This is a genomic window from Pseudomonas sp. nanlin1 (assembly GCF_045571515.1).
GTDB lineage: Bacteria > Pseudomonadota > Gammaproteobacteria > Pseudomonadales > Pseudomonadaceae > Aquipseudomonas.
Window position 1 is genome coordinate 2,079,286 of the sequence record NZ_CP124218.1, and the last position, 13,747, is coordinate 2,093,032.

Genomic DNA, 13,747 nt, shown 5'->3' on the forward strand with positions numbered 1-13,747 from the left:
GTCAATGAGCACAAACGAGCAGCCAGGCACGCAGTTGCCTGTCGGCGCCTTGCTGGCACTGGCGATGACCGGATTTATCTGCATTGTCACGGAAACCTTGCCAGCGGGTTTATTGCCCGAAATCGGCGCCGGCTTGGGTATCTCGGCGTCTTTGGCAGGGCAGATGGTGACCGTCTATGCATTGGGCTCGCTGCTCGCGGCGATCCCGCTGACCATCGCGACCCAGGGCTGGCGGCGGCGAACGGTGCTGCTGCTGACCATCGTCGGTTTTCTGTTATTCAATTCCATCACGGCCTTGTCTTCCCACTACTGGCTAACGCTGGTCGCGCGATTTTTCGCGGGGGTGTCAGCGGGATTGGCCTGGAGCCTGATCGCGGGTTACGCACGGCGCATGGTCATTCCCTCTTTGCAGGGGCGCGCGTTGGCATTGGCCATGGTGGGAACCCCCATCGCCCTGTCACTGGGTGTGCCGTTGGGCACCTGGCTGGGCGGGCTTATGGGGTGGCGCATGGCTTTTGCGTTGATGTCCGGGTTGACCGTGGTCTTGATCGGTTGGGTGCTGGTTAAGGTGCCGGATTACCCTGGCCAGGCTGCGTCTGCGCGGATGGCGTTACGAGAGGTACTGTGGAGCCCCGGCGTCGGCGCAGTGTTAGGCGTGGTCTTCACTTGGATGCTGGCCCACAACGTTCTTTACACCTATATCGCCCCTTTTGTGTCCATCGCCGGGCTGGCCGGTGACGTCGACTTGGTACTGCTGGCATTTGGCGTGGCCGCGCTGGCGGGGATCTGGATCACTGGGCATCTGGTCGACCGGCACCTGCGCATCAGCGTGCTGATCAGCCTGGCCGTGTTCGCGGCGGTGGCATTGATGTTCGGTCTGCTACCGGGGTCGGGCGTAGCGGTGTACATCGGTGTCTTCATTTGGGGGCTGACGTTCGGCGGCGCCGCTACGCTGCTGCAAACGGCACTCGCCGACGCCGCCGGGGCGGGCGCAGATGTGGCGCTGTCGATGAATGTGGTGGTCTGGAACAGCGCGATCGCTGGCGGTGGGCTGCTGGGCGGAGTGCTGCTCGGGCACTGGGGCGTCGTGGCATTTCCATGGGTGTTGCTGGCCTTGCTCTTGAGCAGCCTGGCCATTGCCCTGCGGGCACGGCGCCATGGTTTTGTTCAGGGCCAGCGGCGTGGGGCTCAGGGGTGAGGGCGCTGGGTAAGCCGGCTATGTTTACATTCAAGCCATTGACTGCGGGCTCGCAGCCTTTGAGGCGAGGCGTTTCTCCATGAATACACTATTGGGATCGTCTGTGTATTTATCGAATGGCCCACAACTCTGATAGCCACTGCGCTGATAGAACGCGATGGCTTCGTGTTGCAGGTAGCCAGTTTCGAGCATCAGGTGTAGGCAGTCTTGCCGGCGTGCTTCGTCTTCCAACGCTGCCAGCAGCTTTCTGGCCAAACCCTGCCCTCGGTAGTGCGGTTTTGTAAACATTCGTTTTAGCTCGCCGTGGGTCGGGTGCATGACCAATGCCCCGCATGCCACGGCTGCTCCATCCGTGGCGCGTGCAACCGCGAACAGCACATGGGGCGCGCACAGGGCGGCGAGGTCGATGCCGTGGTGGCTCTCTGCTGGGTACAGCGGGGTCTGGTAAGCGTCGAGCTCTTCAATAAGGGCGGTCACTTCTGGCTGGTCAGGGGATTCCAGGGAAATGGATGGGGCTACGCTCAAAAGGCCTGTGCTCCTCTTCGACCTCATAATTCACAAGACGCCTATACGATGTTGATTTACAACAGTTGCGCTTGCCGATTGCACATCCCCTAGGCCCATGGCAGTGACCAAAACGATCATAGTCAAATGATGAGGCCCGAGAGCTTTTGCAACCAGGCCATTCGGACAAGCGGATTCCGCGGCGCCGCTGCTGAAGTTATTGCACTGGTCAATACAGTAGGCGTTCGAGCAATTGTACAAAGCCATCTGGCGCTCACTTCGGCAGCGCAGCGCTGACGCTGGTCGCATCATCACGAACGCGACTGAACTGTACAGGCTGTGCGCTGACACAACCTAACACCCTATGAAGGAGTAACCCATGACTAACGAACCGTCCAATCAGCTCGACGCCGGGCAGTTGCACCAGCAAGTAGCCGAGCAGTTGGGCATCACAGCGCAAGAGCTGACCACCTGGATGATCAACGACATTGAGCGGGTGACCGAGGGTGGCGAAGACGTAGGCCATATGGTGGTGTTCCGTGAGTCGACCCCACCTGAGGTGCTGGACAAGGTCCAGCACAAGCAAAGCCAATTCACCGCGATGACCGGGGTGATCAAATCGTAGGAGGCAGGTGACAACCCGATCTCTTCATCTTCACGCCAGAACAGCGCGATACCCAAAGCCGGCCGCAGCGCGCCCAGGCACGTGGGGTAGGATGGGGGCTTGCCCCCGATCTTTTGATCTTCGCGCCAGAACAAGCGCCGCGATACCCGAAGCCGGCCGCAGCGCGGCCTCTCGGGGCCGAGGCCCCTCCTACGGGCGTGTGCGGGCGGTCTTTTTTTCGATGATCGTTGAGGCTTCGCTATAGGCGCTTTGGAAGGCCTGGCTGCCGATCCAATCCACCGCCGTGCTTTCCTCTTCGTCGTGGTAGATCCCACGGTAGGTGATGAGCAAGCCCATCATAAAGTCAGTCGCCGCGTCTTCGGACTCTTCAGAGACCACCAGCTCCAGCACGGGGTACTGCAGGAACACCAAGCACATCGCCAACAGGCTGATGTTTTCGCCTACCTTCATTGCCTCGAATAAGTCGTCGAAGTGCGCGGGGTCGAAGCCGTTTTCTTCGATGTCTTTGAAGTCGAACGTGCTCAGGTCGATCTCGACGTCATCGAACGGCTCGTTGATCAGCGGGTTGGCCAGTAACGGATGCACCCCGTTGGGCTTGGCTCTGCCCGAGCGGTTTTGCTTGGCCTTGGCTTTAGCGCGCTGGGCGCGTTTGTGTTGTTTGTCCGGGGAGGCCATGGGGCGTTCCTTTTTGGCGGCGCCATTTGTGTGGCGGGTGATAAGCGGCCGGTATTGTATTTAATCTTGAAGGTCGCCGGTGATCCGGCATATTTTATTTTCTAGCCTGTCCGCCCAGGCTTACTCTAACGGGGACTCAATCCCCGAAGGATAAAACGCCTGATGAAATACGCTTGGCTCATAACCTCAGCTCTATTGATGGCCGCTTGCAGTTCAGCGCCGTCTACTCCGAGCAAACCCAACGCCCAGGACGCCTCGCCGTTCTATGGCCGCTGGCAGGTGGCGGGGGTCGCCGTCTCTAACAGTGGAATACAGGCGCTGACCGATAACGACCCAAGCCTGATGGGCCAGCGCCTAAGCGTCAGTGAAGCGCTGTTGGCCTGGGAGCAACCGGTGGTCACCGGCGATACCTGCAGCAAACCGAGGTTTATCCAGACCGCCGCGCTGCCGTCGCTTGAACAGCAGGAGCGGCTCGCCAAGCTTGGCATGCAACCGGCCATCGCCTATGCAGTGGCGTGTCAGTCGGGCGATTGGGGGCCCGAGGGTCAGGGCAGCCCGACGTTTTTCCTCACCTCGCGCGGTGAGCTGGGCTTGTCCTGGTACGACGGCGGCATGCTCAAGCTGACACGTTCTAAATGACTGCCCAATAGCCGGGCGCCAGGTGCGCGCGTGCTATTGAGTCATCAAGTCACGCACCCGGCCGGCCAGGGTGTCGATCGCGAACGGCTTGGTCAGCACGTGCATGCCCGTTTCCAGATGACCTTCGCCGATGGCGGCATTTTCGGCGTAGCCGGTGATGAACAGGGTTTTCAAACCCGGCCGGACCTCCCGCGCCGCATCGGCCATTTGCCGACCGTTCATGCCGCCCGGGAGGCCGACGTCGGACACCAGCAGGTCGATGCGCACTGACGAGCGCAGCACCTTGAGCCCGGCCACGCTGTCTGCCGCTTCCAGCACCACATAGCCCTGGTCGCTGAGGATGTCGGCCAGGAGCATGCGCACCGAAGGCTCGTCATCGACTACTAGAATGGTTTCGCCAACGCCCGTAGAGACTGCGATGGTCTTGTCCTTGGCAGCGTCTGCCGTGACCGCAGCGCCCGCATACCTGGGCAGGTAAATGCACAAGGTCGTGCCTTGGCCGACCTCTGAGGTAATGCGCACCTGGCCACCCGACTGTTTCGCGAATCCATAGATCATCGACAACCCGAGGCCAGTGCCCTGGCCAATCGGTTTGGTGGTGAAGAACGGGTCGAACGCCTTGGCCACCACATCGGGGGGCATACCGCTACCGTTGTCACTGACGCTCAGCGTGAGGTAGTCGCCCTCGGGCACATCCAGCGCCCGGGCCGCCAGGGCATCCACCCAGTGGTTCGCCGTGGTGATGGTGATCTGCCCACCATTGTGCATGGCGTCACGGGAATTGATGCACAGGTTGAGCAGGGCGTTTTCCAGCTGGCTGGGGTCCACCAGGGCCGGCCATAGGTCATCGGCGCCGTGGGTGGCCAATGAAATGCTGGGGCCGACGGTGCGTTGGATCAGTTCGCTCATGCCCTCGATCAAGGCATTGACCTGGGTGGGGCGCGGGTCCAGGGTCTGGCGCCGCGAGAACGCCAGCAACCGATGGGTCAACGCGGCCGCCCGTTTAGCCGCGCCTTGAGCAGTTAGCAGATAGCGGTCAACGTCCATCAGGCGGCCCTGGGCGATCCGTGCACCCATAAGCTCCAAGGCTCCTGAAATCCCCGCCAGCAGGTTATTGAAGTCGTGGGCCAGGCCCCCGGTCAGTTGGCCGACGGCCTCCATCTTTTGCGACTGGCGCAGCTTCTCTTCAGCTTGCATCAGCTCTGCGGTGCGCTCGGCCACCCGCTGTTCGAGCGTGTCATTGAGGCTACGCAAAGCAGCGATGGCACGGTCGCGCTGGGCCTCGACCGAGCGGCGTTCTTCAACATCGATCAGCACGCCGGGAAAATTGACCGGGGTGCCGTCGGCCGCATGGTCGACGCGCCCGTTGGCCTCGATCCAGTAATACTTGCCGTCGACCCGACGTACCCGGTACTGGTGGGCGTAGGCGCCGCCTCTGGCGATGACTTCGTTGATGGCGGCGATCAGCCCGGCCTTGTCCTCGGGGTGGACGGTGGCGATCACCTGATCCAGGCTCAGGCCGGCGTGCCCCAGGGCGGGATCCAGCCCGAAGGCCCGGGCGAAGGCCTCGTCTACGGTGAAGCTGTCTTGGGTCAGGTCCCAGTGCCAGGTGCCGAAGATCGCGCCAGCGGCCAGCGCCAGTTGCACGCGCTCGACGTTTTCCCGTGCGATGATCTCGCTGCGGCGCAGGCGTTCTTCGTCGGCGCGGCGGCCGGTCACGTCGCTGAATAGGATCGCCAACTGGCGGTCGGCCCGTTCGCCCACCGGCACTGCGCGCACGTCGAACCAGCGCCCGAAGGCCTCGGCGTAACTTTCGAAACTGGCCGGGATGCCCGTCTTGGCCACTCTGCCATAGGTGTCGAACCAGAATTGTTCCAGATCCGGCGCGAACTCGGTGACCCACTTACCTCGCAGATTCACCCCGGCCTGCCGTTCGAAGGCCGGGTTGGCCTCCAGAAAACGGTAGTCGATGGGCTTATCATCGGCGTCGTATTTAACCTGCACGATGGCAAACGCGGCGTCGATCGTCTCAAGGATGGTCCGAAAACGATCCTCGGTCTGACGCAGCGCGGCTTCGGCCGTACGCAGGCGGGTAAGCTCGAGCATCGCCCCGATCATGCGCACTGCTTTACCCTTCTCGTCACGGATGACATGGCCGCGGTCCAGAACCTCGGCAAAGGAGCCATCGACCCGCTCGAAGCGGTACTCCTCGGTCCAGGACGATTCAACGCCCTCGATGACGGCGTGGATCGAGGCGTACACCCGCGCCCGGTCATCGGCGTGGATGTGCGCGAGCCACCATTGGCCAGTCATTTCCACCGTCGCTAACGGGTGGCCGTAAGCCTCTTCCAGGGCATCGTTCCACTGCACCAGGTTGGCGCTCAGGTCCCAATCCCAGATAGCGTCATTGGTGGCTTTGACCACCAGCCGGTAGCGCGCCTGCGCTTCTTCGAAGACTGCGCGCTGGTGGGCGTCTTCGCTGGGTAACGCGCGCCGGCTTTCCTGCAGATGTGCCTGGGCAACCTTCAACTCCGCGCGCAGGCGATCGTTTTCAGCTTGGAGTTGTTCAAGGGATAGAGGATTCAGGATGTCACCTAACCGAGCAGCGTAGCGTTTCTGCGCGGAAAATAGCATTTTTACAGGGCGCTGCCTAAGGAGTTCTCAAGGGGCGCGTAACCAACCGCCGGACGGCTCGTAGGGGTGTCCACGCCGACCCGCAGACCCCACCAGGCCCGTTGCGGCCAAGCCTACGTCTGCAAGCTCAGCCGGCGCTTCACGCGACCCGCGTGACCGTCAACACCACGGCCGCAATGCGTTCGGCATTGGCGTAGGTTTCGGTGTCTAATTCTTCGCCGAACACATCAGGGTCGACCTCTCGGTAGGACCAGGCAAACTCCGGCCGATCCACCACGGGCAGGGCGTGGGCGAGGAACAGGTCGACGCCGTCTACACAAGGCGCGCCGGTATAGAGCAGCAGGGTGCCGCCTAAAGTCAGGCGCGCCACCGCGGCTTCAGCGATACGTACGGACAACTCCGAACCCATACGCTCGCCGCCATGACGGTAAGCCCGTTGCAGGGTGTCCTGCATATAGGGCGGGTTGGCGACGATCAGGTCGAAGTCGCCGCCGACCCCCGTGAGAATATCGCTGTGCCAGGCCGATACGTTGGTCACCTCGGCCAGGGCAGCGTTCACCGCGGTGAAACGCAGGGCCGTCGGGTTGATATCTACCGCCGATACTTGCGCCTCGCGCCGCGCCCTGCCAATCAGAATCGCGCCCATGCCGCTGCCACAGCCGATGTCCACGGCAGTGCGAATAGGGTGCACGCAGTGGCTCAGGTGCTGCTCGATGGCTTGGGCATAGCGGTAGGTGTCCGGCCCGAAGAACACAGCGTCGTGGCCGACCGTGGGGAACGCCGAATGCACGAAGAGCAGGTCTTGCAGGCTGGACCAACGCACTGTGCTGCGCCACAGGCCGCCCTCGGCGCTGATTACGCCCCTGCTGGCCAGAGCGTCCAGCTCGGTTTTGGATAGCAGGTCAGCTTCGAATGGGCGGCTCCAACCGAACACATCCCGCAGGTTGCGCGCGCGGCGGTTGCCTGGGCGCGCGTTATTGCGCTCGTGGCTCAGGGGCGTGACGGTGACAAAGTGGTAGGCGTCCGCTTGCAGGCGGCGGCCCAGTTGCACCAGCGCCAGATCATGCCCGGCGTCATCGGTCCGGGCTGCAAAGTCAAAGCTAGCAGGCGAGATAGGCGTGTTCATAAAGCAAACCCACCTTTGCTCAAGGTGCCCGCAAATAGCCGAGTTGCTTCCAGCCCGCCGGGCGTTGGGTGCAAGGCGGGCGAGAGCTGAGGCAGCAATGTCGCCAGCAGCGGCGGGTGGCTCGGCAAATCGGCAGTGGCCACGGGCGTGTCGTTACGGTTGCGAAAACGGGCACGGAACGGGTTGTTGGGTTTGCCTGGGGCTTCGGCGCTCCAGCTGCCGGCGATCCAGTCGCGCAACAGCTGCATTTCGTAGCCGCTGAACACACCGAACATGGCCGCGCCTGGCCCAGCAATCAATTGCCAGAACCGGCACAGCTCGGGGTCCTGGTCGCGTTTGATCCAGCCTTTGTTTTCCAGGGTACGCAGAAATTCCGGGATCTGCCCGGGGGTGGCCAGCCACTCATTGACGGTGCGGCCTTCGAGCCGGCAATAGTCGGAGTGCATGTGCTGGCCGAAGCTGCGTTTGCGCTCGAGCATTTGCACCACTTCATGCTCAAGGTCGAAGCTGTCGATGATGGCCTTGGTGCCCACGCCCAGTTCGTTGAGGCGATAACCCGCGCGCACGCGCTGCAGAAATTCGTGCGGGTCGTCGGCCGCGAGCATAAAAGCCTCCACGGCCTGCACGGCTTTCTGCGCATGGCCCGTACTGGCGTTGTCGATGGTAACGTGCAAGGTGAAGTAGTAAGGGTCGATGCCCAGCTCGTTCAGTTCGAACGCGGTGATCAACAGATGCAGAGGCAACTGTTCATAGCCGAGGTTATAGCCGATCACCTCGGGCAAGAAATCTTCGCCCGCATAGGCTAGGGCCAACTGCACGGCACCGGCTACGTACAGCTCGTCGTCCAGGCCATGGGTGGGCGCACAGTCGTGCTCGGCGAGCAGGCTGCGGTACAGGGAAATATGATTGAGGCCCGGATCGCCGTCGCCCAGCTCTTCCAGGTAAGTGCGAATAAGCCCGTGGTAACGCAGGTCTTCAGCGTGTTTGAGGGTGCTGTACAGCCAGGCGCCATCCACTAATTTGGTTGGGGCTACGCGCTGCAAAAAGTACAGGGCATGGGCCGTATTACGGAAGAACTGTCGGGGTGCGCCGGCCCGCCTGGCCTGCAGATACTCGCCGTACTGGTCGGCCACCTGGGTAACGTTCGCCGCCACCCAGGCCGCGAAATCCGCCGGGTTTTGCGGTAGATCACAGGGCAAACCTTCGGTTGCGCGTAACTGCCCGCGCAAATACTCAGCCACATCGTAGCTGTCGAGCGGCCATCGGCCGGTACTCGTCAGCAACGCATGGTAGAGCGCAGCGGCGGTGGTGGGCTGCGTTGCAGCGCGGACGTCGGTGCGGGTCGGGGCGAAGCGGGTGAGGGCAGACATAAGCGCAACCGTGGTTTTCTAGGTATGTCACTTGGAGCCAGCGGCGCTGCGAGAAATTCCCGAAAATAAATTGCCAGGTACGAACGGTAGGCTTTGCGCGTTAGGCCGGCGCTCAGGCAAACGCCGCCACTTCATCCAAATGGTTCAGCAGGTCCAGCGCATCGTCGTAAACGCGCAACGCCCCGGCGCGCTCCAGTTCGCTGACATCGTAGCCGCCCGACAGCAAACCAATGCCGATGGCTTTGCCGCGGCGGGCGGCGAGCATGTCCCAGATGGCGTCGCCGATCACCAGGCACTCCGCCATGGGCGCGCCCAGCTTGTCGGCGGCGGCGATAAACAGGCTCGGGTCAGGTTTGCCCTGGCTGACGTCGTCGCGGGTGATCAGGTTGATGTCAGCCGGCTTCAGGCCTAGGGCCTTGAGGTTGATCTCGGCTGTGTGCATTTCGCCGCTGGTGGCGATGCACCAGCTCAGGCCTTCGCGGGTCAATGTATCCAACAGCGCGTTGGCGCCGGGCAGGGCGATGATCTGGTGCTGCAAGCGTTCATAGGCCTGGTCGTGCCGTTCACTGAGGCGCTGGGCTTGTGCTTCGCTGATGTCGATCCCGGTCTCGCGGGCCAGGCTTTTCAGCATCAGGCCACCGCTCATGCCGATTTTGCGGTGAATGCGCCACATGGCCAGGGGGATCTTTTCGGCGTCGAGGGCTTCTTTCCAGGCGGCGACGTTTTGGTAAACACTGTCGGTGAGCGTGCCGTCGAGGTCGAAGATAAAAGAGGTTTTTTCGCGCATGGGGAGGGCTTCCGAACGTGGCTTAGAGGCCAGTAGAGGACGCCAGGGATCCAATGGTTCCTGCTATTACCCGTGGGCCCTCATACGCGCACCCACCGTTGCCGCGCCCAACCGCTCAACAGGTCGACCGCCAACACCAACACCAGCATGCTCAGGATCACTGTGCTGGCCTGGGCCTCCTGGAACAGGCTGAGGTTGACGTAAAGCATCTGGCCCAGGCCGCCAGCGCCGACGAACCCGAGGATACTGGCCATGCGGATATTGTTTTCCCAGCGGTACAAGGTGTACGCCAGCAGTTGCGCCCAGAGGTTGGGCAAGGTCCCGTAACAGAATGCCATCCAGGCACTGGCGCCCTGCAAGCGCAGGGCGGCGGCGGGCCCGGGTGGGGTGTTTTGCAGCGCTTCGGCGAACAGCCGGCCCAGCACGCCGGCGGTGTGCAGCGCCAGGGCTAGGGTGCCGGCATTGGGGCCGAGCCCGGCGGCCAACACCATCAACACCGCCCAGACCAGTTCGGGAATCGCCCGCAGGGCGTTGAGCAGCAGTTGGGTCAGGCCTTGCAGGGGCCAGCCGCAGCGGCCAGCGGCCGGCAGCGCGAGAAACAACCCCAGCGCGGCCGCCAGTAAGGTACCTAAGGCTGACATCGCCAGGGTTTCCAGGGCGCCGTGGCCGATGGCGTGCAGGTGCGCTGCGCTTAAGTCCGGCTGGGCAAAGCGTAAGGCGTAGGCGCCCATCTGCGCCAGGCTGGCGCTGTCGGCCAGGGTGCGCAGGTCCAGGCCCAGGTAAACGAACGAGCTGACCACGGCCAGGCCAATGGCGCTCAGTACCGTGAGTGTGGCCAGGCGTTTCATGCCCACCTCGTGCGCAGCGCGCGGCTGAGCTGGTCGGCCAATAGCACCAGGACGAGAAAGGTCAGCAACATGCTGGCCACTTCAGCCCCGGCGAACATGCGCATGGACAGGTCGATCTGTTGACCAAGCCCGCCAGCGCCGACGAAACCCATCACCACCGAGGCGCGCACCGCGCATTCCCAGCGGTACACCGTGTAGGAGGTCAACTCGGCGCTGGCGCTGGGCATGATGCCGTACAGAAATGCCCCCAGGCGCCCGCTGCCGGACTGCAGCAACGCGTGGGCGGGGCGCTGGTCCACCGACTCGAAGATCTCGGCATAGACCTTGCCCAGCATGCCGGCATAGGTCAGGGCGATGGCCAGCACGCCCGCCGTGGGTCCCAGCCCCACGGCGCGCACAAACAGTAGAGCCCAGACGATTTCCGGCACGCTGCGCAGCACGATCAGCAGCCCGCGCACCGGCCAGCGCAGGCTGCGCCCCAGCCCGTTAGGCCGGCCGCCATGGGAGGCAGCCGACAACGACAGCGCGCGGCTGGCCAGCAGGCTCGCGGGAACCGCCAGCAACAGCGCCAAGGCCATACCGGCGGTGGCGATGGCCAGGGTTTGCAAGGTGGCATCGCCCAGCAACCGCAAGAACTCGGCATCGTGGGCCGGGGGCCAGAAACCGGCGACGAAGCTGCCCATGGCGCGCGTGCTGTCGGGCTGCAACAAGACCCACGGGTTCAACTCGGCCAACTGGATGCCCGGCCACAACAGGGCGATGGCCAACAGGCTGAGCAGCCCGCGCGGGACGGCCGCGGGGTCGCGCGGCGTGGCCTTCAGCATCGCGGCAAGCCTGGCGTGGGGTGGCTTTGGCTGGCGGCCGTGGGGGTCAGGTGTTCATTGGCATACAGCGCGTCCAACTGGCGCGGGTCGACCTCGGCGGTGGGCAAGTCGAACAGCACCCGCCCATCGCGCAAGCCGATGATGCGGGGGAAAAAAGCCAGTGCCAGGTCTACCGTGTGCAGGCTGGCCACCAGGGTCACCCCATGCTGCACGGCGTGTTCACACAGCAGGCTGAGGGTGTGTTCGGCCAGGCGCGGGTCCATGGCCGAGACCGGTTCGTCGGCCAGCAGCAATTCGGGCGCCTGGTACAGCACGCGGGCGATACCGACCCGCTGCAATTGCCCACCGGACAATTGCTGGCAGTGATCGAACAGCTTATCCGCCAGGTCGAGGCGCGCAAGCACCGCCTGGGCGCCGGCAATGTCCACCGGGTGGAGCAGGTTGAGCAGGCTTTTACCCAGCCCCCACTGGCCCAATTGCCCGGCCAACACGGCGGTTACCACGCGCTGGCGCGGTGGCAGCGGCGGTGCCTGATGGATCAGGCCGATACGGGCGCGCAAGCGCTGGCGCTGGCGGCTGGACAGCTGCCAAGGGCGCTGGCCGAGCACGTCCAGTTGGCCCGCACTGGGGGCGAAGGCGGTGGCGAACAGGTTCAACAGGCTCGACTTACCCGCGCCCGACGGGCCGATGATCGCCACCCGTTCGCCAGGGGCGATGTTCAGGTCCACGTGGTGCAGGGCCTGGGCACCGTTGCGATGGCGCAGGGCGATGGCGTCCAGGCGCAGGGTCATTTCAGCAGGTCGGCGGCGCGGGCGGCTTCTTCGATGCCTGTGTAGTTGCTCGGCTGGGTCTCGATAAAGCGGCTGGCGGCCTGCAGGTCGAGGATCGCCTTTTGCTCGGGGTTGGCCGGGTCGAGGGCGAGGAACGCGCGCTTGATCTTCTGCGCCAGGGCGGGGTCGAGGTTGCCACGCACGGTCCAGTTGTAGTCGAAGTAGGTGGGGGTGGTAGCGAACACCCGCACCTTGCTGGTGTCGACCTTGCCGCTGGCGACCAACTTGTCCCACACGCTGGCATTGAGTACCCCGGCGTCGACCTTGCCGGCCTGGACCCAGGCGGCGGTGGCGTCGTGGGCACCGGAGTAGGCGACGCGGCTGAAGAAGGTTTCCGGCTTGATGTTGTCTTGCAGCATAAAATAACGCGGCATCAAGCTGCCCGAAGTCGAGGACACCGAACCGAACGCAAAGGTCTTGCCCTTGAGGTCGGCCAGAGACTTCACACTGGGGTCGCTGGTGATGAATTTACTGGTGAATTTGGCGTCTTGTTCGCGCTGCACCAACGGCAGCGCGTTACCGGTCTTGAGGTTCACCTGAACGAAAGTGAAACCGCCCAGCCAGGCCATGTCCAGGCGATCAGTGGCCAGCGCCTCGACCACTGCCGGGTAGTCCGCGACAGGGACGAACTCGACCTTCATGCCCAACTGCTGCTCCAGGTATGCCCCCAGCGGCTTGAACTTGCGCAGCAATTCGGTCGGCGCTTCGTCCGGAATGGCAGACACCCGCAACACATCCGCCGCAAGGCTGGACAGGGCACACACGGACAAGGCAATACCAGCGGCCAGCGACAGAGCGCGCTTGAGCATGGGGTTCTCCAAGGGTAGTGGGGAAAAGTGTGGCGATTATAAGACCCCGGGCTGGAAAGGCCAGCATGGCAAGGTGAACCTGACATTCAACACCCGCACTTATGCGGTGGTGAAGGCTCACCCAGTTGTACGGTTTGTTTCTTGGCGATAGCTAGAGGGGCTGGCGCATCCGTCAGCAGAGGTGGGGCCTGTTGAAGTCCAACAGGTCAGGATTTTTTGATTCCATTAGTTGCTCGAACGCGCGCCACCCCTGTTGTTTAACAAACGCTGATTCGGTTTCATACAGTGGTATTAGCCAAACTAATACGGTTGGAGGCTCAGTCTCACCTAATAAATGCAGGTCGTCTGGAAATATAACTGGAATAGCCGCATATACTGAATTCATCATTGTGCCCGCGAATATAGGGACACTGGGCCCGACGACATCCCCTCTTAGCAAGGGTTGATGTTTGGAAAGCATAAATTCACAGAACGTTAAAATAGACGATGAAATGTGCTCTGGGTTTGCATCGTTCCAGCTGCAAAAGATGATTTCTTGTCTAATATCGCGCCCATCCGGCATTCGCAATGGATGATGGCTTAGGCCAAGTGTTACATAGGATATTGCCCCTTCGAATGGTTGGTCAGGAAACAGCGCTATTTGTATAGCTTCAGTCCTATCGGTCAGGTGCCGCACGCTTGATATCTTGTCGAGGTGCGTCACTAGCTGCTCAATCAAATTCATCGAAGTCTTGCTCCTGCGCGGCGATGAAAATATCCATTCTATAATCTGCCAACGGCTCGCTGGCTGTCACTACGCCATGCGCCACATCATCCCAAGTGTCTTTGAACGGACCCTCTCTGAACCAGACAGACTAGGCTAGAATTGCCCCCCGTTG

General features: G+C 62.5%; 14 protein-coding genes. 3 read left to right on the forward strand and 11 right to left on the reverse strand.

The annotated features are described in order from the left end of the window. Nucleotides 1-4 precede the first annotated feature (4 nt). On the forward strand, nt 5-1,198 hold the full coding sequence (locus QCL65_RS09825; protein WP_407316028.1) for an MFS transporter: 1,194 nt from the start codon (nt 5-7) through the stop codon (nt 1,196-1,198). A 30-nt stretch (nt 1,199-1,228) separates the two neighbouring features. Here the strand turns inward: QCL65_RS09825 and QCL65_RS09830 are convergent, their stop codons facing one another. Continuing rightward, on the reverse strand, nt 1,229-1,723 hold the full coding sequence (locus tag QCL65_RS09830) for a GNAT family N-acetyltransferase (RefSeq protein ID WP_407316030.1): 495 nt from the start codon (nt 1,721-1,723) through the stop codon (nt 1,229-1,231). Nucleotides 1,724-2,081: 358 nt separating this feature from the next. On the opposite strand from QCL65_RS09830, the gene QCL65_RS09835 reads away from it, so the two are divergent. Then, a complete protein-coding gene (locus tag QCL65_RS09835; RefSeq protein WP_407316031.1) occupies nt 2,082-2,327 on the forward strand; it encodes a hypothetical protein in 246 nt (81 codons plus the stop codon). Between the two features lie 189 nt (nt 2,328-2,516). Here the strand turns inward: QCL65_RS09835 and QCL65_RS09840 are convergent, their stop codons facing one another. Then, nucleotides 2,517-3,002, reverse strand: a complete 486-nt coding sequence (locus tag QCL65_RS09840) for a hypothetical protein (protein ID WP_407316033.1) — start codon at nt 3,000-3,002, stop codon at nt 2,517-2,519. 162 nt (nt 3,003-3,164) lie between these two features. Here QCL65_RS09840 and QCL65_RS09845 point away from each other — a divergent pair, with 162 nt between their 5' ends. Beyond that, entirely contained in the window at nt 3,165-3,641 is a 477-nt protein-coding gene (locus QCL65_RS09845) for a hypothetical protein (protein WP_407316034.1), read from the forward strand. A 33-nt stretch (nt 3,642-3,674) separates the two neighbouring features. Here the strand turns inward: QCL65_RS09845 and QCL65_RS09850 are convergent, their stop codons facing one another. The 9 genes from QCL65_RS09850 to QCL65_RS09890 all read right to left on the reverse strand — a co-directional run bounded on the left by QCL65_RS09850 (nt 3,675) and on the right by QCL65_RS09890 (nt 13,593). Further along, nucleotides 3,675-6,275, reverse strand: coding sequence for a PAS domain-containing protein (locus QCL65_RS09850; protein ID WP_407316035.1), 2,601 nt, complete (start codon nt 6,273-6,275; stop codon nt 3,675-3,677). Nucleotides 6,276-6,414: 139 nt separating this feature from the next. Then, complete coding sequence (locus QCL65_RS09855) at nt 6,415-7,401, reverse strand: methyltransferase (RefSeq protein ID WP_407316036.1); 987 nt, start codon at nt 7,399-7,401, stop codon at nt 6,415-6,417. Further along, a complete protein-coding gene (locus QCL65_RS09860; RefSeq protein WP_407316038.1) occupies nt 7,398-8,771 on the reverse strand; it encodes an iron-containing redox enzyme family protein in 1,374 nt (457 codons plus the stop codon). Before QCL65_RS09860 ends, QCL65_RS09855 begins: the two co-directional genes overlap by 4 nt. 112 nt (nt 8,772-8,883) lie before the next feature. Then, on the reverse strand, nt 8,884-9,558 hold the full coding sequence (locus QCL65_RS09865; RefSeq protein ID WP_407316039.1) for an HAD family hydrolase: 675 nt from the start codon (nt 9,556-9,558) through the stop codon (nt 8,884-8,886). Between the two features lie 80 nt (nt 9,559-9,638). Further along, nucleotides 9,639-10,406: a phosphonate ABC transporter, permease protein PhnE gene (phnE, locus tag QCL65_RS09870; protein WP_407316040.1), complete on the reverse strand. Its 768-nt coding sequence runs from the start codon at nt 10,404-10,406 to the stop codon at nt 9,639-9,641. Next, nucleotides 10,403-11,230, reverse strand: coding sequence for a PhnE/PtxC family ABC transporter permease (locus tag QCL65_RS09875; protein WP_407316042.1), 828 nt, complete (start codon nt 11,228-11,230; stop codon nt 10,403-10,405). The genes phnE and QCL65_RS09875 overlap by 4 nt, the downstream gene beginning before the upstream one ends. Further along, a complete protein-coding gene (locus QCL65_RS09880) occupies nt 11,224-12,021 on the reverse strand; it encodes a phosphonate ABC transporter ATP-binding protein (protein ID WP_407316043.1) in 798 nt (265 codons plus the stop codon). Before QCL65_RS09880 ends, QCL65_RS09875 begins: the two co-directional genes overlap by 7 nt. Continuing rightward, nucleotides 12,018-12,869: a putative selenate ABC transporter substrate-binding protein gene (locus tag QCL65_RS09885; RefSeq protein ID WP_407316044.1), complete on the reverse strand. Its 852-nt coding sequence runs from the start codon at nt 12,867-12,869 to the stop codon at nt 12,018-12,020. The genes QCL65_RS09880 and QCL65_RS09885 overlap by 4 nt, the downstream gene beginning before the upstream one ends. Nucleotides 12,870-13,041: 172 nt before the next feature. After that, a complete protein-coding gene (locus QCL65_RS09890) occupies nt 13,042-13,593 on the reverse strand; it encodes a suppressor of fused domain protein (protein ID WP_407316045.1) in 552 nt (183 codons plus the stop codon). Nucleotides 13,594-13,747 lie beyond the last annotated feature (154 nt).

Bases quoted from the DNA above. Each gene is read 5' to 3' on its own strand.
- QCL65_RS09825 (WP_407316028.1), top strand. From the start codon at position 5: ATGAGCACAAACGAGCAGCCAGGCACGCAGTTGCCTGTCGGCGCCTTG.
- QCL65_RS09835 (WP_407316031.1), top strand. From the start codon at position 2,082: ATGACTAACGAACCGTCCAATCAGCTCGACGCCGGGCAGTTGCACCAG.
- QCL65_RS09840 (WP_407316033.1), bottom strand. From the start codon at position 3,002: ATGGCCTCCCCGGACAAACAACACAAACGCGCCCAGCGCGCTAAAGCC.
- QCL65_RS09845 (WP_407316034.1), top strand. From the start codon at position 3,165: ATGAAATACGCTTGGCTCATAACCTCAGCTCTATTGATGGCCGCTTGC.
- QCL65_RS09850 (WP_407316035.1), bottom strand. From the start codon at position 6,275: ATGCTATTTTCCGCGCAGAAACGCTACGCTGCTCGGTTAGGTGACATC.
- QCL65_RS09855 (WP_407316036.1), bottom strand. From the start codon at position 7,401: ATGAACACGCCTATCTCGCCTGCTAGCTTTGACTTTGCAGCCCGGACC.
- QCL65_RS09860 (WP_407316038.1), bottom strand. From the start codon at position 8,771: ATGTCTGCCCTCACCCGCTTCGCCCCGACCCGCACCGACGTCCGCGCT.
- QCL65_RS09865 (WP_407316039.1), bottom strand. From the start codon at position 9,558: ATGCGCGAAAAAACCTCTTTTATCTTCGACCTCGACGGCACGCTCACC.
- phnE (WP_407316040.1), bottom strand. From the start codon at position 10,406: ATGAAACGCCTGGCCACACTCACGGTACTGAGCGCCATTGGCCTGGCC.
- QCL65_RS09875 (WP_407316042.1), bottom strand. From the start codon at position 11,230: ATGCTGAAGGCCACGCCGCGCGACCCCGCGGCCGTCCCGCGCGGGCTG.
- QCL65_RS09880 (WP_407316043.1), bottom strand. From the start codon at position 12,021: ATGACCCTGCGCCTGGACGCCATCGCCCTGCGCCATCGCAACGGTGCC.
- QCL65_RS09885 (WP_407316044.1), bottom strand. From the start codon at position 12,869: ATGCTCAAGCGCGCTCTGTCGCTGGCCGCTGGTATTGCCTTGTCCGTG.
- QCL65_RS09890 (WP_407316045.1), bottom strand. From the start codon at position 13,593: ATGAATTTGATTGAGCAGCTAGTGACGCACCTCGACAAGATATCAAGC.